We start from the raw sequence: 17,374 nt of genomic DNA, 5'->3' as shown, positions 1-17,374 counted from the left end.
CAGGTGGATTCGGGGGCGATGGTCTCAAAGTAGTGGGTGTATTTCTCCTCGCCCCGCAGGTCGATTTTGACCAGTTCACCGCGCGATTCCAGGATCGAGTTGTTCAGTCCGGCGTAGCGATTCTCTGGCGTCATCCACTCGTCGCTATCGAGAAACTGCGAGGTCATCGTGGGCAGGGTGCCGATCATTGCCAGGTGCGACCCGGCCCGCTTTGCTGCCTCGCGCACGCGGGCAAGTCGCTTCTCGACGCCACCAGCCAACTCCGCTAGCCCCTGGCCTTGAATATCCAAGGGTGGGTGGTTCATCTCCACGTTGTAGGCGCCGATTTCGGCCTGGTACTCGCTATCAAGCAGCGCGAGTACGGCTTGGTTGTTGGGGTGGGGGAGCATGGAGTCGTCGACAAGATTGAGCTCCAGCTCCAGCCCGATCGTGCCGTGATCGACGAACTCGGCGCCCTGGAGGTGCCGGTCGAAGCGCTCCAGCTCATCTTCGAGCCGACGGCGGTACGTGGTGCGCTGACGCGGGGTGTAGGACTCGGATGAGATGGCGTCGCCCATTAGCGGTGCTCCCTAAACCAGGTGATGAGGTTGTCGGTGGATTGGTCGCCGGAGGCGGGCTCTTCCTCGCCCGCAACGGCAGCGGCGAGGTCATTGGCCTGAGCCTTGCCCAACTCCACGCCCCACTGGTCGAAGGCGTTGATGCCCCAGATGGCGGCCTCCACGAACACGATGTGCTCGTACAACGCAATCAACGCGCCGAGGGAGTGCGGGGAGAGTTCCTCCGCCAGGATCGTGGTGGTGGGGCGGTTGCCAGGCATAACCTTGTGCGGCGCAAGTGCATGCGGGACACCTTCTGCTTCGATTTCCTGCTGGGTTTTGCCAAACGCCAGCACCTTCGTCTGCGCGAAGAAATTACCCATGAGCAGGTCGTGCATGGAGCCTTCGCCGGTGGCGGTGGGCAGATCAGCGCGTGGTTTGGCAAAGCCGATGAAGTCCGCCGGAATCAGTGTGGTGCCCTGGTGGATCAATTGGAAAAAGGCGTGTTGGCCGTTGGTGCCGGGCTCGCCGAAGAAGATTTCGCCGGTGTCATAGGTGACCGGGGTGCCGTCGATACGCGTGCGCTTGCCGTTGGACTCCATGGTCAACTGCTGCAGGTACGCAGGGAAGCGGGCGAGGTCTTGCGCGTACGGCAACACCGCATGGGTCTGGGCCTGGTAGAAGTTGCGGTACCACACGTTGAGCAGCCCCATGAGTACAGGCACGTTGCGCTCGAAATCAGTGGTGCGGAAGTGCTCATCCATCGCATGGAACCCTGCGAGGAACTCGCGGAAACGCTCCGGGCCGATGACCACCATCAGCGACAGGCCGATCGCGGAATCCACCGAGTAGCGCCCGCCAACCCAGTCCCAGAAGCCGAACATGTTGTCCGTGTCAATGCCGAACTCGGCGACCTTCTCCACATTGGTAGAGACGGCTACGAAGTGCTTTGCAATCGCGGTGTCGTCGCCATCGAAAGTCTCGAGCAGCCAGCGCTTCGCCGCATGCGCGTTAGACAGGGTTTCCTGCGTAGTAAACGTTTTGGAGGCGACGATAAACAGCGTCTGCTCCGGGTCAGCGTCAGCGAGCACCCGGGTCATATCGGCCGGATCCACGTTGGAGACGAACTCCGCGCTCACCCCAGCATCCGCGTAGGTACGCAACGCCTGAGCAGCCATGGCTGGCCCCAGGTCGGAGCCGCCGATGCCGATGTTGACCACCTTGGTAATCGGCTTGCCCGTGTGGCCGAGCCAATCGCCAGAGCGCACCGACTCCGCAAACGCACTCATGCGCTCCAGCACATCGTGCACGTCAGCGGTGACATCCTGGCCGTCGACGATCAGCGCCCGATCCGCCGGGGCGCGCAGCGCGGTGTGCAGCACAGCCCGGTCCTCGGTGGTGTTGAGGTGCTCGCCCGAAAACATTGCAGTGATGCGTTCGGTCAGGTCGGCGTCGTCGGCAAGTGCAATCAGCGCCTCCATGACACGCCCGTTGAACAGGTTCTTCGACAGATCCACGTGCAAACCGGCGGCGTCGAAAGTGAAGCGCTCGGCGCGCTGCGCGTCGGCCCGAAACAGATCACGCAGCGTCGTGCGAGACGTTTCAGCATGGAGTTTTTCGAGCTTTTTCCAGCTCGGTGCGGACGTAATGTCGTGCATTGCAGCCTCCCAGGCGGCGGTGATCATCTCCAGCGTTCAATGCAAACTACGGTAGTCAAAACCTGTCGTGCCTTCCGGGTAACACCCCACCACCCGGCAAATCTGGATAATGGCGCCCATGAGCATCGTCAAGATCAACGCGATTACTGTCCCCGAAGGCGCCGGCGAGGAACTCGAGCGCCGCTTCGCTGCCCGCAAGCACGCCATCGACTCCCAGCCCGGCTTCGAAGGCTTCCAGCTTCTGCGCCCAGTCAAGGGGGAGGAGCGCTACTTCGTGGTCACCCGCTGGGCCGACGAGGAGTCCTACAACGCCTGGTGGGAAGGCGCAGGCCGCGCCGGGCACGCTGAAAGCGACAAGGGCGGCGATAACGGTGAGGCCCCGCGCAAGCCGGTGTCACAGTCTGCTGAACTGCTGGAATTTGAGGTCGTGCTCGATTCCACCGAGCAGGACTAGCCGTCCGGCGGGCTAGCCCCCAAGTGCGTTAACCCAACTTGCCCCGGCCGAGCCGCAGCAGGATCTGTGCCAGGCCGGGGCCTTCCTCGCCCAACTCGTCCTGGAACTGGTTAATGATGGCCACCTCGCGAGTGTGGACAAGACGCGTGCCGCCCGAGCCCATGCGTGTCTTACCAATCGCGGCGGAAATCTGGCTGCGGCGCTTCACTGCGTCGAGGATGACGCGGTCAAGTCGGTCGATTTCCTTGCGGTATTCCTGGATCTCCGCGTCCGAAAGGGGATCGTCGGTGCCAGATGGCATGCGGATTTCAAGCTCACTCATGGCAGTAGATTATGCCAGTTCGAACACACGGTCAGGGTCGTGTCGGCGGCGTTAGTACAGTGACTGCCATGACTGATGTGACCCTTGGCCTGAACCCGCAGCAACAGGCGGCCGTCGTGCACGAAGGTAGCCCGCTGCTTATCGTCGCCGGCGCTGGTTCCGGCAAAACTGCGGTGCTGACCCGCCGCATTGCCTATTTGCTGCAAAACCGTGGGGTGGCGCCGTGGCAGATCCTTGCCATCACCTTTACTAATAAGGCCGCAGCGGAGATGAAGGAGCGCGTCGGCCAACTCGTCGGACCTGAGGCGGAACGCATGTGGGTGGCCACGTTCCACTCGGTGTGCGTGCGTATTTTGCGCCAGCAGGCGCAGTTGGTGCCGGGGTTGAATACCAACTTCACTATTTATGATTCGGACGATTCACGTCGACTGCTCGGCATGATCGGCAAAGACATGAACTTGGATCTGAAGAAGTTCTCGCCGCGCGTGCTGGCCAACGCGATTTCGAATCTGAAAAACGAGTTGGTGGATCCGGACCAGGCGCAAGCACAGGCGCAACGCACCCACAACCCGTTCGAGACCACGGTGGCGAACGTGTTCGCGGAATATCAGCGCCGCCTGCGTCAATCCAACGCGCTCGATTTCGACGATCTGATCGGCGAGGTAGTCCGCATCTTCAAGACGCATCCGCAGGTCACGGAGTACTACCGGCGTCGCTTCAGGCATGTGCTTGTCGACGAATACCAGGACACCAACCACGCTCAATACGAACTCATCCACACCCTGGTGGGCGACGGCCCCGACGCGCCCGAGCTGGCGGTGGTGGGCGATTCCGACCAGTCCATTTACGCCTTCCGTGGCGCGACGATCCGCAACATCGAGGAGTTCGAGCGCGACTACCCCGATGCGGAGACGATCATGTTGGAGCAGAACTACCGCTCCACGCAGAACATCTTGAGTGCCGCGAACGCTGTCATCGCGCAGAACGAGGGCCGCCGCCCGAAGAAGCTGTGGACGGATCACGGCACGGGGGAGAAGATCGTCGGCTACGTTGCGGACAACGAGCACGACGAGGCCCGCTTCGTCGCTACGGAAATCGACGCTCTGTCGGACCGCGGCGTGCCGTACTCGGATATCGCAGTGATGTATCGCACGAACAACGCCTCGCGCGCGTTGGAAGATATTTTCATCCGCTCGGGTATTCCGTACAAGGTGGTCGGCGGGACCCGCTTCTACGAGCGCCGCGAGATCCGCGACATCGTCGCCTACCTCAAGGTGCTAGAGAACCCGGACGACACGGTGAGCATGCGGCGCATTGTGAACGTGCCAAAACGCGGCATCGGCGACAAGGCCCAAGCGATGGTCGCGCTGCACTCGGAGCAAAACAATCAAAGCTTTGGGCGCTCGCTTATCGACGCCACCGAGGGCAACGTGGACATGCTGGCCAAGGCCGCCACGAACTCCATTACCCGCTTCGTGGACATGATGCGGGGCTTAAGCGAGGACATGCCGAACATGGTCAACGAGGTCACCGGCATGCCAGACCTCGGGCAACTGGTCGCCCAGGTGCTCGACGCCACCGGCTACAAGGCAGAGCTTGAAGCCTCCAACGACCCGCAGGACGGGGCGCGCCTGGACAACCTCAACGAGTTGGTCTCTGTCGCCCGTGAGTTCTCCTCGGACGCTGCGAACCAGATGGCGTACATGACCGATGAAGAAATCGACGAGGTTATGCAGGAAGGCGAACCCGCGCCGGGATCACTGCAGGCGTTTTTGGAGAAGGTTTCGCTCGTCGCTGATGCGGATCAGTTGCCGGACAACGAGCAGGGCGTGGTCACGTTGATGACGTTGCACACTGCAAAGGGCCTGGAGTTCCCGGTGGTGTTTGTTACCGGCTGGGAGGACGGACAGTTCCCACACCTGCGTGCGTTGGGGGATCCAGCGGAGCTCGCCGAGGAACGTCGCCTGGCGTATGTGGGGATTACGCGCGCCCGCGAGCGGCTATATCTGACGCGTGCGATGCTGCGCTCATCGTGGGGCTCTCCGGTAACCAACCCGGCCAGTCGCTTCCTCGCAGAGGTCCCGGAGGACCTCATCGACTGGCGCAGGTTGGAACCGGAGCGCTCCTTCAACGCGGATGCGTGGGGCTCGCCCTCGCGTCCACGCACGCAGATGCGCTCTGCGCGCCGTGCACCGAAACAGACGGTGCACAAGAATTTGAACTTAGTGGCCGGAGACCGCGTCAACCACGCGAAGTACGGGTTGGGCACGGTCCTCACCGTGGAAGGTTCCGGCGTGAGGGAGACGGTGACAATCGATTTCGGGTCGTCTGGCACCGTCAGGCTGATGACCATCGGCGGGGTGCCGATGGAAAAGCTTTAGATCCGGATACCCTGCTGGGCCAGCCAGACCTCGGGGTCGGCGTGGTTCACACCGTCCGGCTTGACCTCGAAGTGGAGGTGCGGGCCCGTGGAGTAGCCCTCGTTGCCGATGGAGGCGATCTTCTGGCCCGCCTTGACGCGCTGGCCGACCTGCACGTCGTAGTAACGCATGTGGCCGTAGACGGTCTCTTCGCCACCGTCGTGCTTGATCACGACCCAGTTGCCAAAGCCCTGCGCCGGACCTGCTGCGGTGACGGTGCCGTCCATTGCCGCGTAGATCGGGGTGCCTTCCGTGTTGGCAATGTCGATGCCACGGTGGAACGTGCCCCAGCGTGGACCGTAACCGGAGGTGTAGCGGCCAGACGCCGGCATGACCACGGTGCGACCATCTGCGGTGCGGCCGCGCTGCGGTGCGACCCAGTCCGTGCCATCGGCAGGAGCGAACGCGGCCGACAGCGGCGCATCGAGGGCGCGCGGGTCGTACACGATCTTGTAGCCGCCGGCGGTCACGGTTGCACCGTTGTCCAGGATGGCGTCTGCAGCCTTTGCAAGGGCGCCCAAGGCGTCGCCCTGGTTGCCGATAGGTGCGCCACCGACAGTGAGGGTCAGTGCGTGCGCTGGCGACGCTACAAGCGTCAGCGCCAATGCTGCAGCGGCTGCCACGGAGGCACCGGGGAACATACGACTGGTTTTCACAGTTTTACCTTCTCTACGCAGGTCTGGTTCGGCGCAGCTTTGGCTACGCGCACAGCAGGTCAATTTAACGTGTGTCCACCCGCGAAGCAATGGCGTGACCTGCACGTTTGTTCTAATTGGGCGTAGCTAGGTGGTATCGCTGCAGGCAGGCGCGATGTTACTGAAGTGAAATTTGTTACGGATGTTAATTGCCTGTGGGGGTGGATGGTGTACCCCCGCATGCTCCGAAAAGTTGGACACCCAACAATGAAAAAGCCCCGCCGAAGCGGGGCAGAAGTCTGTGTGTGGCCTAGAGCTGGATGCCGCGTGCGGCCAACCAAGGCTCCGGGTCGACAGCGGTTGCGCCGTCCGGCCAGATTTCAAAGTGCAGGTGCGAGCCGGTGGAGAAGCCCAGCGAACCCATGCCGGCGATGTCCTGGCCGGCATGGACCTGCTCGCCGACGCCTACGTACAGAGACTGCATGTGGCCGTAGACGGAAATGGAGCCGTCCTCGTGGCGGATGCGGATCCACTGGCCGTAGCCCTGGGCCGGGCCGGAGTCGATCACAGTGCCATCGGCAACTGCGCGGATCGGGGTGCCTTCCACGTTGGCGATATCGATGCCGGAGTGCATCGAACCCCAGCGCATGCCGAAGCCGGAGGTGTAAGCGCCGTCGGCCGGGCGGACGACCAGCGGGGCACGTGCTGCTTCGTCTTGGCGAGCGACCTCGTCGGAGTGCTGGACTGCCTTGTTGAGCTGGTCGGTAAGGTTCTCAACCGGCTTGTACTCCGCGATCGCCAGGATCTGCGGGGTTGCGGCGTCGCTGTCTGGGGTGCCGGCAATTTCGTCGGTATCGGCTGCGAGCTGGATGGAGTAATCCGCGTCCTGGCTCTTGTCCGAGGTGAGAGCGCCTGCGGCGAGGCCGGAGAAGCCGGCGGTGGAAACCGCGCCAGTGGCGGCGGCGACGACAGCTGCGCGACCCGTGTTCGGCGCCTGCTTACGGTGCTTGCCGCCCTGCTTCTTCGAAATGAACATGTGCCCTCTTTGAGATTTCCCGTTGGCCCGAATTCCCCCTGCTAGTGCTGTTTCCGGCAGGGGAATTGTAACCTTCCTGTTATCTACGAGTGGCTACTGTAACGAATTGGTTTCATCGGGGCAAGATGAATCTGAAAATTGTCTTAATCGTTCGCTGTCTTCGCAGTGTTACATCCCGGTTGCATCCACGTCATGTGTAGTCGTATGTGAATGGTGTGACTCTCCGGACGGGTGGGGCAAATTGGAAGATCGGGTGTCCTTCCCCAGAAGTGGGGGTGAGGAGTGGCAGAGTTGGCGGGGATGAGCACCACACCGAAACCACGCCCGGCGTCGTCGACAAGCGGGCGCCGCGCGCGCAACGCCAGCATGTCCAAGCGCAAGATCACCGGTATTAAGAAGCGGTCTGCCCCCGCAAAGGTCCCGGAGACGACCGAAGAGCGGATCAAGCACTACCTGCCGTATGTCGCTGTGCCGAATGCTGTCGTCGGGCTCGGGCTGCTTGTGGTGTGCTTTGCCGTCATCCTCATCGCAGGTTGGCGCCTGACCTACCTGCCTGCCGCGGTGGGGGAGAGCTGGTTCGTCTTCCATGGAGTGCCAGTGCGTATCGACGACATCGAGCTCGCCGCCGTACCCCTTTTGCCAGCCATCGGTGTTGTCGCACTCGTGGCGCGCCGCATCCGTGCGGCTACGGCGGGACGAGTGAGCATCCTGGACCTCCTCGTGCTGCTTGGTCTTGTCATCGGCTTTGCGCTGGTGTTCAGCGGCATCGCGTTGTTCATGGTCGCTGACGCGTCGGCCGTCTATCCGGTGGCCGCACCACACCCCGTGGCCGCGCTGCTTTGCCCGGTCATCTTGCACCTCATTGGTTACTGCATCGGAATCCGCAACGTGGTGTGGCATGCGCTCGCGAAGCGTGCGGGGGTTCCCGCGGAAACCGTTGATGCAGGTGAGGCTGCAGGCAAGATCGTTGTACGCCTGCTGAGTGCAGCCGCAGTGATCTACCTTGCGTTCCTCGTTGCAGGTTTTGGTGAGGTTCGCGAACTGCTCGGCCAGTACCCATCCCTCGGGTGGGGCGGCGGTATCGGCCTGTTCGTGCTCTGTGTGGCGTACCTGCCAAATGCGGCTATCGGGGCGCTGTCGGTCATGCTCGGCGGGTCCTTTACCTACGGTGCCGGTTCGATAAACCTCTTCGACGCAGTCCAGATCCCGTACCCACCCCTGCCCCTGTTTGGTGCGATCCCGGCGGAGGTGCCCGCGTGGGCGCCGGTGCTGTTGGTGGTGCCGGCGGCGGTGCTGGTGCATTACTTCGTCGCAAAGCAAGTGTCTCTGACTGCTATTGCAGCAACTGCCACGTGGTGCGCCCTATTCGGCGCGGCCGCAGGCGTCTTCTCCTCAGGGCAAGCAGGCGCTTATGAGGTCATCGGCGTGGACCCTTGGGTGCTGGCGCTACTGCTATTTGTATGGGTTGCCGTCACCGGTGCAACCGTGTTGGGGGTAGCTGCGCTAAGGCAACGCACACCTGCGAACACTGACAGCTAGACTGCTTCGCGTGAGTGATTCAGTGAAATCAATTGCTGTGCTCGTCTCTGGAACGGGTACGTTGCTGCGGTCCATGATCGACAATGCGCAAGGTCGCTACCGCATCGACATTGTGGTGGCGGATCAAATTTGCCCAGCGATCCAACGTGCGAAGAACGCGGGTATCCGCACCGCAGTGGTGCCAATGGAAACCAACCGCAACGCGTGGAACGAAAAACTTGCCGCCACGCTTGCGTCCGTGAAGCCAGACCTTGTCGTTTCGGCAGGCTTCATGCGCATCCTGGGCAAGCCCTTCCTTGAGAAGTATGAAGGTCGAACCATCAACGCGCACCCGTCGTTGCTGCCATCATTCCCGGGCGCACACGCTGTCCGGGATGCTCTGGAATACGGTGTGAAGGTCACCGGCTGCACCGTCCACTACGTCGATTCCGGACTGGATAGCGGCGAGATCATCGCCCAGCGTGCCGTTGAGGTGCTGCCGGACGACACCACCTCCACGCTGCACGAGCGCATCAAGAAGGTCGAGCGCGAGCAGATCGTGGAACTGCTCCATAACGCCCAAGTAGTAAACGGAAAGGTCCTTTTCTCATGACGAATGCCGCGAAGCGGGAAATCAAGCGCGCGCTGATCAGCGTCTACGACAAGACGGGGCTGGAGGATCTGGCTCGCGCGTTGGGCGATGCCGGCGTAGAAATCGTCTCCACTGGTTCCACCGCGAAGCGCATTGCAGACGCAGGCGTGCCGGTGACCGAGGTCGCAGAGGTCACCGGTTTCCCGGAGGTGCTCGACGGCCGTGTGAAGACGCTGCACCCGCGCGTGCACTCGGGCATCCTGGCAGACCTGCGTAAGGACGACCACAAGGCGCAGCTTGAGGAGCTGGGCATCGAGCCGTTCTCGCTCGTCGTGGTCAACCTGTACCCGTTCGAGGAAACCGTCGCCTCAGGTGCCAACTTTGACGAGTGCGTCGAGCAGATCGATATCGGTGGTCCGTCGATGGTGCGCGCGGCAGCCAAGAACCACCCGTCTGTCGCGGTTGTGACCTCCCCGAAGCGCTACGCCGACGTTGTGGAGGCCGTGAAGAACGGTGGCTTTACGCTCGACGAGCGCCGCGAGCTCGCCCTCGAGGCGTTCACGCACACTGCGCGTTACGACGCCGCCGTGTCCTCCTGGCTCGCCTCCCAGCTCGAGAGCCAGGCTGCATCCCAGGCTGCGTCTGGTGCGCAGACCACGGAACTGCGCTACGGCGAGAACCCGCACCAGGCAGCCCGCCTGGAAAGCGACGGCTGGGGCATTGCCGCTGCGAAGCAGCACGGCGGCAAGGCAATGAGCTACAACAACTACCAGGACGCTGACGCCGCATGGCGTGCGGCTTGGGATCACAACCGTCCGTGCGTCGCGATTATCAAGCACGCCAATCCGTGTGGTCTCGCAGTATCCGACGAGTCCATCGCGGATGCACACAAGAAGGCGCACGCCTGCGACCCTGTCTCTGCTTACGGCGGCGTGATCGCCGCGAACCGCGAGGTCACCCTTGAGCTTGCAGAGCAGATCCACCCGATCTTCACCGAGGTGGTCATCGCCCCGTCTTTCGCGCCGGAAGCACTCGAGCTGCTGCGCACGAAGGAAAACCTGCGCCTGCTGGAGGTCACCCCGGAGCAACTCACCGAGGAGCGCAAGCAGATCACCGGTGGTTGGCTGGTCCAGGAGCGCGACCAGTTCCAGGCCGACGGCGACGCAGCCGCCAACTGGAAGCTGGTTGCCGGCGACGCTGCCGACGAGCAGACCCTCGCCGATCTTGAGTTCGCGTGGCGCTCGGTGCGTTGCGTGAAGTCCAACGCCATCCTGATTGCCAACGACGGCGCATCGGTGGGCATCGGCATGGGCCAGGTCAACCGCGTCGATTCGGCCAAGCTGGCCGTTGACCGCGCGAACACACTGGACGAGGGCCGCAACCGCACCAACGGTGCCGTGGCAGCCTCCGACGCGTTCTTCCCGTTTGCCGACGGATTCCAGTTGCTTGCAGACGCCGGTGTGAAGGCCGTTGTCCAGCCCGGCGGATCCATCCGTGACGAGGAAGTCATCGCTGCAGCCAAGGAAGCCGGCGTGACCATGTATCTCACCGGAACCCGCCACTTCGCCCACTAACCCTCTGAAGGAGAGTACCTCCGTGTCCTCCAAGCTCGCCGCGCTTGCGCTCACCGCAGGTATTTCGCTTCCGGGCCTGCCGGCCATTCCCACCTACTCCGCGATTGATCAGATCCCGGTTGTAGGCCCGGCCATTGTGCAGACCTACAAGCAACTGCCGCCGCAAGTGCAGCGAGCCATCCACCTGCCGTTGCCGCTGACGGCACCGGCCGCCGCGAAGAGACAGCCGACGGGCAAGAGTGCCACGGAGGTTCAAGCGCAGCTTGATCAGCTTGTGCGCGACGTTGTTGCGCGACATGGTGGCCGCGCGACAGCATCTGTCGGTGGCATTACCGCAGGGGATAACCGCCCGGAGCCGGCATTTTCCACTATGAAGGTCCCGGTGGCTATTGGTGCGCTGCGCAAGAGCCCGGCAGCCTACCCGGATGCTGAGGTCGCCGTGACCCGCTCCGATAACCCTGCCGCGCACCGTATGTTTGGCCAGGTATCGGGCGCGGAACTCGACGGCATCATCGCCGAGGCAGGATCGCGGACCACCAACTCCGCGGGATACCAGATGGGCACGCTGTGGACCACCAGCGACCAGGCGGCGTTTGCATCGGGCCTGCGCTGCGTGAAGGGGCATGAGCCGGTGCTGGACATGATGGGGCGCGTCGTCGATTATCAGCGCTGGGGTGTAGGGCGCATCCCTGGTGCACGCTTCAAGGGCGGCTGGAACTACTACGAGAACGGGCACCTCGCCCGCCAGTTTGGCCTCATCCCTGGGCCGAACGGGGATATCGCAGTGGCGATCACCGTGCACAGCCCGAAGGGGCACGAGGGTAGTTTCGCCATGCTCAACGAGCTGGCGGACGGCATCGCAGCAATGCGCGGCGATCTGCCGACGGCCCGCTGCTAAACATGACGCCGCGACTGAGGTTTGCTGCAGCGCTGGTCGCCGCTGGGCTTGCGCTCAGCGCGTGCGGGGCAGGGGAGCGGGCCTCAGAACCAGCGACGGAAACTGTGACGGCAACCCACGTAATTACGCCGAGTTCACTCGCACCCTCGCCCGTCCCCGCGCCTGTTCTGGAGCAGTTGCAACCGCAGCTCCAAGCAGCAGTCGATGCCGTGGTTGCTCAATACGGGGGAACGGCAGAGCTCGCGGTGTCTGACGGCCGGGACGCAGTAGGATCGCCGGAACAAGATCCGCAGGTAGCGTGGTCAACTTCGAAGGTTCCGATCGCGGTCGCTGCGCTTCGCAAAGACCCTTCGCTACTTCCGGTTGCGGAGTCTGCGATTACCGCCTCAGACAACTTCGCAGCAGAAACACTGTGGGCGACGGTTGAGCCTGCGGAGGTAGAAGCAGTGCTGCGTGAAGCAGGAGTAGATCTCCCGATGAACACCGTTGTGCTCAGGCCTGGATTCACGGCTTTCGGTCAAACGCGATGGGGCACTCGTGAGCAGGCAGTGTTCGCCTCCAACCTGCGCTGCGTGGCGGGGTCCGACGAGGTACTCGACATGATGCGCAAGGTAGTGCCGGAGCAGCGCTACGGTCTGGGGGTTTTGCCGGATGTTGCCTTCAAAGGTGGCTGGGGTCCGGGGGACGACGGGAAGTACACCGTGCGCCAGCTCGGCCTGTACAACGGCTACGGCATCGCGCTGACAGTTTCGCCCGCCGACGGCACCTATGCGACGGCCCAATTGATGGCAACTGATCTCACAAACGCTGTGCTCGAGCTGCAATTGGGCTCGCCAAATCCTGACTGTTCGGAGGCTGGACGATAGACTGCGGGGACAAACACCCCCGTAGCTTGGAGATTCCACGATGTCGAACCCAAATGCCAACCCCAACGATGAGTGGGCGGCATACACCCCGAAACCATCCGAATACGACGAGTGGGGACAACCACAGCAGCATATGCCCACCCAGCAGTTCCCGGCGCAAAGTTGGGAACAGCAGCAGTGGAGCCAACCTGCGTACGCGCCGGCGCCCGGCCCACAAGAGCCGAAGTCATCGAACCGGGTGCTCTACATCATCATTGGTGTGCTCGCCGTTGCCCTCCTGGCGGTCCTCGGTGCGTTCGCCGCGTGGAGCTTTGGCGGATCGTCCAGCGGTTCCACAGAGCCGGTGACCTCTACTGTTGTGGAAACGTCGACGCGTGCTCCAGGTGGGGCTGCGACTGACGGCGCAAAGCCCTCGGCGGCGCCGTCGTCGGCAAAGCCGGACGCTGACCGGAAGGACCGTACCTTCGGGGTCGGTGTGCCGGAAACGTCCGTCACAACTGAGGGCTTCGCGCGTGCCGTAGGTGATGATTTCCGCGCGTACTACGCGGAGCACGGAAAGACGCCGACCTCGCTGCGTAGCCTGAGCCCGAAGACCGGCCAGTACTACATGATGTCCTGCTCGCCGGCGCAGGGCGGTTTCCGCTGCACCGGCGGCAACAACGCCTCCGTCTTCATCAGCGAGCAGTAGAAGGAAACCGGGATGCAGCATTACAACCTGTACAAGACGCTCGAACTTGATCCGTCGGCTTCGAGCGAGCTGCTTGTCGACGAGCTCACGCAACGCCTCGACAGCGGTCTCACTTCCAACCCTGGTGGCGAGGAGGAATTGCGTCTGGCTCGGGAGATTCTGGGAGATCCGACTAAGCGCCAGATGTACGACTCTCGCTTGAAGGCCGACAGTGGCATGCCCATGAACGTGCAAAGCCTTCGGTCGCTGGCCGCCATGGCGTCACCGGCTGCAACGGCTGCACCGACCGCACCCGAAGCACCAGAAGCCCCCGAAGCACCAGAAGCCCCCGAAGCACCAGAAGCCCCCGAAGTTTCCGAACCAGCCGTTGTTCCCGGCTCTGGCGAAGGGGACAACACACCGGAGAAGTCGTTCGATGTGAAGCGTTGGTGGCCTATTGCTGCTGTTGTTGCGGGTGTGCTCGTCATTGCGCTGGTAGTTCCTCAGCTTGTTGGCGCTGGGCTGGGCTCGAGCGGACCTGAGAAGCTCGCCAACGAAATCGCCCAGCTTGATGAGGACGATAGGGCCGACTGGATGAATCAGCATGCCGCTGCTGGCCGTGCAGCGTTGCTTGAAAACAAGCTTGAGAACACGAGCATCGGATCATCCGACGATGCCGAGTACGCCGCGGGGGAGAGCTACGACCTGAAGGACCTCGTCGCAAAGAAACAAGGTGACGATGCGTCGGAGAATACCGACTACCTCGACCGTCTTTACGGGTTGAGTGGGATCAAGGAGGCGCGACTCGTTGGGATCAACACGGAGGTGAAAAACAAGGACGTCCATGCGACATCGGTCAATACCCAACTGTTTCTGTTCGCTCGAGATGGCGGCGACTGGAAGCTCTACGACATCTTTGACTAACACGGCGAGAGAACGAGGAGATTGAACATGAATAAGACGAAAGCAATCGCACTTCTTGGAGCAGGGCTGTTGACAGTTTCGCTGAGTGCCTGTGGCGGCGCGGATGAAACCGAAACGGAAGTGCTTGACCCAACTAAGCACGCAACTACGGCTGCGGAATCCCTTAAGCCACAGTGGAACAACAACGCACGCATGGCCGTCGATCCGTTAGAGGCGGCGCCTGAAGCAGCACGTGACTTGCCAGAAACAAGGTCACTTGGGATCGACAACCTCGACGTGTTCAATCCGACATTCAATCAGGCGGTCCCTGCAAAACTCGCTGTCACATCCTGGGACAAAGAAACCCGTGCGCTCGATCTGGACACGGGAGCGTTGTACGACGTCTCCCCGAAGAAGTTCGATGGCTCTGAGGACAAACGTATGACCACGACGATGATGCTGGTTGCCGACGACGGGAAGACCAAAGGCGCCAGCTTTGTGAAGACTGTGGAGAGTACGCAGGGCCTACAAACGGAGAAGGTAAGCCTTTCGACGTTCCTCGACGATTTTGCATCCTTCGACGAGCCAACCCTCGCGGAAGTGGATTCGAAGAACCTCGACGCTAAGTCCGCCGAAATTATCGCGGCGAGTGCGGAGAAGATCTATCTCGCGAACATTCCGGAGGCCGGCTCGAAGAAACAAATCGATGTCGTTGCGGTGGATATCGCCTCTGGCCAAGAAACAAGGCATGAGCACATCGAGACCAATAATTTCTTCCGCGTGCTCGCGCAGAGCGGGGAGCCCGTGCTGTATTACGCAAGCAACGATGGGGATTTGAGGCGCCGAAACCTAGAGTCGGGCGAGGACGTTGAGATACGTAAAGGTTTCGCACCCGAAGCCGTGTGGCGTATCGGCGACGATGCCCTTGTGTACGGCAAGGATACTGCGGAACAGGAGCGCTGTACCGATGAGCCAACGAAGCCTTGTGAAGCGAAATTCCTTTATGTCAGCGGTGGCAAGGCAGATGAGGCAATGAGTGTGGAAACCAGAACCTACAGTTCTGTACCTGTGGTGCGGCGCAGCGGTGGCATTATTACGGCCATCTTCTACTCGCCACTCGATGACCTAGAAAAACTCTTTGTCCTCAAGCCCGAGACTGGAGAAGTCCTGCTCGAATTGGGTAAGGATGAACTCAAGAAGTTGGACTTCGTCGACGCGATTTCGGACGGGGAGTCGATCTTTACCTACGACGGCAATCGAACTTCCCCGCGCGTTGCTCAAAGCGATGTGAAGACTAAGGAACTTATCACCGCTGATGCGGATGTGTTCCCGATTGATTCACCGTCAGGGGCCCGGATTTGGGGCGTGAAGCGAGACGACGGGGATTGGTTCGAGGCCCGCGTCGCGGTCGAGGATTTAGACAAGTTCTAAACTAAGCGTCCTCGTCGCGCGATACCTGCGCGACGAGGCTGAGCATGCGCTCGGCGCGGCGATCCGGAAGGTCCGTATGGAGCACGTTCAAAACGGCATCGGCGATGGTGACGGAGGGGGCGGGCAGGGCGTCGTCGACAAGCGGGTATGGCGCAACGCCGGTGTTGTCGCGCATCTCGATGGCGGCGAGCGTCATGTGGAACGGTAGGTCGATGCGGGGGTCGTCGTCGCCAACGATCTGCGCCGCCAGGTCGCGGAAGATACCCTCCAGGCGTTGGCGTGCCTCGTGGTACTCGTCAAACTCCTCCGACTCCAACACCGGCAATTGGTAGAGCCGGCCGACGTTCCAATTCGAGGACAACAAGATACGGGTCTCGGCGGCGACGAGCGCCCAGAGCTTCACGGCTGCGGTTTCGTCGGTCTTGGCCAAGTCTGACGCGAGATCCAGCGAAGGCTGCAGTGTCCCCATGAGCAGCGTGAGGAAGATGTCGCGCTTGGAGGGGAAGTGGTAGTACAGCGACGCCTGACGGATGCCTACGGCGTCAGCAATGTCGTGAGTGGAGGTAGTTGCGAAGCCTTTGCGTGTGAAAAGTTCGGATGCGGCATCGAGGATTTCTTCGCGGGCGGTTGCGCCTTTGCGCCGTGGGCTTTGCTTGCGTGGTCGTCCGACCGAGTTCGCCATACCCTGCCTACCTTTCTGGGATACGCCACTACTTTAGAAGAAAAACACCCGCTCTCAACCCTCACGGGGAGGGGAGTGCGGGTGCTTAGAGCCGAAGACTCTTACGCTGTCATCGTCAACCGGCTAATTAGCGGGTGGTGAACGGCAGAAGAGCCATCTCGCGCGCGTTCTTCACAGCGGTAGCGACCTGGCGCTGCTGCTGCGGGGTCAGGCCCGTGACGCGGCGGGAACGAATCTTGTGACGGTCGGAGATAAACAGACGCAGGGTCTCAATATCCTTGTAGTCGACGGTCTCGATGCCCTTTGCCTTCAGCGGGTTCTCCTTCGGGCGACGGGACTGCTCAATGCGCGGCTTACGCGAATTGTTGCGCTTCATAATTTGAGTCCTCCTTACCACGAAGACTTACGGACGCCAGGCAGCTCACCGCGGTGAGCCATCTCGCGCATACGGACACGGGAAACACCGAACTTGCGGAGGTAGCCGCGGGGGCGGCCGTCACGCGAGTCACGGTTGCGCACGCGCACCGGGGATGCGTCGCGCGGCTGACGGTTGAGCTCAAACTGAGCGTCCAGACGATCCTCGTCAGAGGTCTCCGGGTTCTTGATGATTGCCTTGAGCTCGTTACGACGCTCCGCGTAGCGGGCGATGATCTCTTTACGCTGCTCGTTCTTAGCGATCTTAGACTTCTTCGCCATGGATTATCGCTCCTCGCGGAATTCGACGTGCTTGCGAACTACCGGATCGTACTTCTTCAGCGTGATGCGGTCCGGGTTGTTGCGCTTGTTCTTGCGGGTGACGTAGGTGAAGCCGGTGCCCGCGGTGGACTTCAGCTTGATGATCGGGCGGATATCGTTACGTGCCATTAGATCTTCTCACCTCGTGCACGGATCTGGGCTACGACGGACTCGATGCCGTCGCGGTCAATGATCTTCAGACCCTTCGTGGAAACGTTCAGGGTGATGGTACGGCCCTCGGAGGGCAGGTAAAACTTCCGCTTCTGCACGTTGGGGTTCCAACGGCGCGAGTGGCGGCGGTGCGAGTGCGAGACGGTCTTGCCGAACGACGGCTGACGTCCCGTGACCTGGCAATGTGCCGACATGGGTTTCTTCCTTACTCTTCTTACCGCCCACGACTCGATCACGATGTGAGGAAAGCGCCAGGTGAGAAGCGGTGTGAGGGTC

The 17,374-nt window shown here is 61.8% G+C and carries 19 protein-coding genes and 1 pseudogene; 10 read left to right on the top strand and 10 right to left on the bottom strand.

Annotated features, from left to right (window positions below):
• Positions 1-557, bottom strand: a pseudogene (locus tag HMPREF2656_RS13030) (glutamate--cysteine ligase); the annotation flags it as partial.
• Positions 557-2,194, bottom strand: a complete 1,638-nt coding sequence (gene pgi, locus HMPREF2656_RS04225; protein ID WP_070815970.1) for a glucose-6-phosphate isomerase — start codon at positions 2,192-2,194, stop codon at positions 557-559. The gene pgi and the pseudogene HMPREF2656_RS13030, both read right to left, overlap by 1 nt.
• 118 nt (positions 2,195-2,312) lie before the next feature.
• Between pgi and HMPREF2656_RS04220 the strand changes: the two genes are divergently transcribed.
• On the top strand, positions 2,313-2,648 hold the full coding sequence (locus tag HMPREF2656_RS04220; protein ID WP_070483701.1) for an antibiotic biosynthesis monooxygenase family protein: 336 nt from the start codon (positions 2,313-2,315) through the stop codon (positions 2,646-2,648).
• A gap of 28 nt (positions 2,649-2,676) precedes the next feature.
• Here the strand turns inward: HMPREF2656_RS04220 and HMPREF2656_RS04215 are convergent, their stop codons facing one another.
• A complete protein-coding gene (locus HMPREF2656_RS04215) occupies positions 2,677-2,970 on the bottom strand; it encodes a chorismate mutase (RefSeq protein ID WP_070483699.1) in 294 nt (97 codons plus the stop codon).
• A gap of 68 nt (positions 2,971-3,038) precedes the next feature.
• On the opposite strand from HMPREF2656_RS04215, the gene pcrA reads away from it, so the two are divergent.
• Complete coding sequence (gene pcrA, locus HMPREF2656_RS04210) at positions 3,039-5,351, top strand: DNA helicase PcrA (protein ID WP_070815949.1); 2,313 nt, start codon at positions 3,039-3,041, stop codon at positions 5,349-5,351.
• On the opposite strand, the gene HMPREF2656_RS04205 is transcribed toward pcrA, so the two are convergent.
• Positions 5,348-6,046 (bottom strand): M23 family metallopeptidase, encoded by a 699-nt coding sequence (locus tag HMPREF2656_RS04205; RefSeq protein WP_224212937.1) that lies wholly within the window; start codon positions 6,044-6,046, stop codon positions 5,348-5,350. The two genes, pcrA and HMPREF2656_RS04205, sit on opposite strands and share 4 nt — an antisense overlap.
• Positions 6,047-6,335: 289 nt before the next feature.
• Positions 6,336-7,061 (bottom strand): M23 family metallopeptidase, encoded by a 726-nt coding sequence (locus HMPREF2656_RS04200; protein WP_070815948.1) that lies wholly within the window; start codon positions 7,059-7,061, stop codon positions 6,336-6,338.
• A 300-nt stretch (positions 7,062-7,361) separates the two neighbouring features.
• Between HMPREF2656_RS04200 and HMPREF2656_RS04195 the strand changes: the two genes are divergently transcribed.
• From HMPREF2656_RS04195 to HMPREF2656_RS04160, 8 genes are all read left to right on the top strand, one after another.
• Positions 7,362-8,600: a cell division protein PerM gene (locus HMPREF2656_RS04195; RefSeq protein ID WP_070815947.1), complete on the top strand. Its 1,239-nt coding sequence runs from the start codon at positions 7,362-7,364 to the stop codon at positions 8,598-8,600.
• A 10-nt stretch (positions 8,601-8,610) separates the two neighbouring features.
• Positions 8,611-9,192 carry a phosphoribosylglycinamide formyltransferase gene (gene purN / locus HMPREF2656_RS04190; RefSeq protein ID WP_371325687.1) on the top strand — a complete coding sequence of 194 codons (582 nt, stop codon included), beginning with the start codon at positions 8,611-8,613 and terminating at the stop codon, positions 9,190-9,192.
• Complete coding sequence (gene purH, locus HMPREF2656_RS04185; protein WP_070483697.1) at positions 9,189-10,745, top strand: bifunctional phosphoribosylaminoimidazolecarboxamide formyltransferase/IMP cyclohydrolase; 1,557 nt, start codon at positions 9,189-9,191, stop codon at positions 10,743-10,745. Before purN ends, purH begins: the two co-directional genes overlap by 4 nt.
• Before the next feature lie 22 nt (positions 10,746-10,767).
• A complete protein-coding gene (locus HMPREF2656_RS04180; RefSeq protein WP_083284827.1) occupies positions 10,768-11,643 on the top strand; it encodes a serine hydrolase in 876 nt (291 codons plus the stop codon).
• A 2-nt stretch (positions 11,644-11,645) separates the two neighbouring features.
• The gene (locus tag HMPREF2656_RS04175) at positions 11,646-12,509 is read left to right on the top strand and encodes a serine hydrolase (RefSeq protein ID WP_180949995.1); all 864 of its coding nucleotides are present in this window, start codon (positions 11,646-11,648) and stop codon (positions 12,507-12,509) included.
• A 40-nt stretch (positions 12,510-12,549) separates the two neighbouring features.
• Complete coding sequence (locus HMPREF2656_RS04170) at positions 12,550-13,197, top strand: hypothetical protein (RefSeq protein ID WP_070483695.1); 648 nt, start codon at positions 12,550-12,552, stop codon at positions 13,195-13,197.
• Positions 13,198-13,209: 12 nt separating this feature from the next.
• Positions 13,210-14,100: a J domain-containing protein gene (locus HMPREF2656_RS13025; protein ID WP_070815946.1), complete on the top strand. Its 891-nt coding sequence runs from the start codon at positions 13,210-13,212 to the stop codon at positions 14,098-14,100.
• Between the two features lie 192 nt (positions 14,101-14,292).
• Positions 14,293-15,510, top strand: coding sequence for a hypothetical protein (locus HMPREF2656_RS04160; protein WP_210400959.1), 1,218 nt, complete (start codon positions 14,293-14,295; stop codon positions 15,508-15,510).
• 1 nt (position 15,511) lies between these two features.
• Here HMPREF2656_RS04160 and HMPREF2656_RS04155 read toward each other — a convergent pair whose 3' ends face one another.
• From HMPREF2656_RS04155 to rpmB, 5 genes are all read right to left on the bottom strand, one after another.
• Positions 15,512-16,192 (bottom strand): TetR/AcrR family transcriptional regulator, encoded by a 681-nt coding sequence (locus HMPREF2656_RS04155; protein WP_070815944.1) that lies wholly within the window; start codon positions 16,190-16,192, stop codon positions 15,512-15,514.
• A gap of 127 nt (positions 16,193-16,319) precedes the next feature.
• A complete protein-coding gene (gene rpsR / locus HMPREF2656_RS04150; RefSeq protein WP_210400960.1) occupies positions 16,320-16,571 on the bottom strand; it encodes a 30S ribosomal protein S18 in 252 nt (83 codons plus the stop codon).
• Between the two features lie 11 nt (positions 16,572-16,582).
• Entirely contained in the window at positions 16,583-16,888 is a 306-nt protein-coding gene (gene rpsN / locus HMPREF2656_RS04145; protein ID WP_070815942.1) for a 30S ribosomal protein S14, read from the bottom strand.
• Between the two features lie 3 nt (positions 16,889-16,891).
• Positions 16,892-17,056, bottom strand: a complete 165-nt coding sequence (gene rpmG / locus HMPREF2656_RS04140; RefSeq protein ID WP_006841072.1) for a 50S ribosomal protein L33 — start codon at positions 17,054-17,056, stop codon at positions 16,892-16,894.
• The gene (gene rpmB, locus HMPREF2656_RS04135) at positions 17,056-17,292 is read right to left on the bottom strand and encodes a 50S ribosomal protein L28 (RefSeq protein ID WP_042409504.1); all 237 of its coding nucleotides are present in this window, start codon (positions 17,290-17,292) and stop codon (positions 17,056-17,058) included. Before rpmB ends, rpmG begins: the two co-directional genes overlap by 1 nt.
• Positions 17,293-17,374: the final 82 nt, after the last annotated feature.

It is taken from the genome of Corynebacterium sp. HMSC034B08 (genome assembly GCF_001835805.1).
Taxonomy (GTDB): Bacteria; Actinomycetota; Actinomycetes; order Mycobacteriales; family Mycobacteriaceae; genus Corynebacterium; species Corynebacterium coyleae.
The sequence above is the reverse complement of the archived record's forward strand: the minus strand, read 5'-3'. Positions and strand labels throughout refer to the sequence as shown.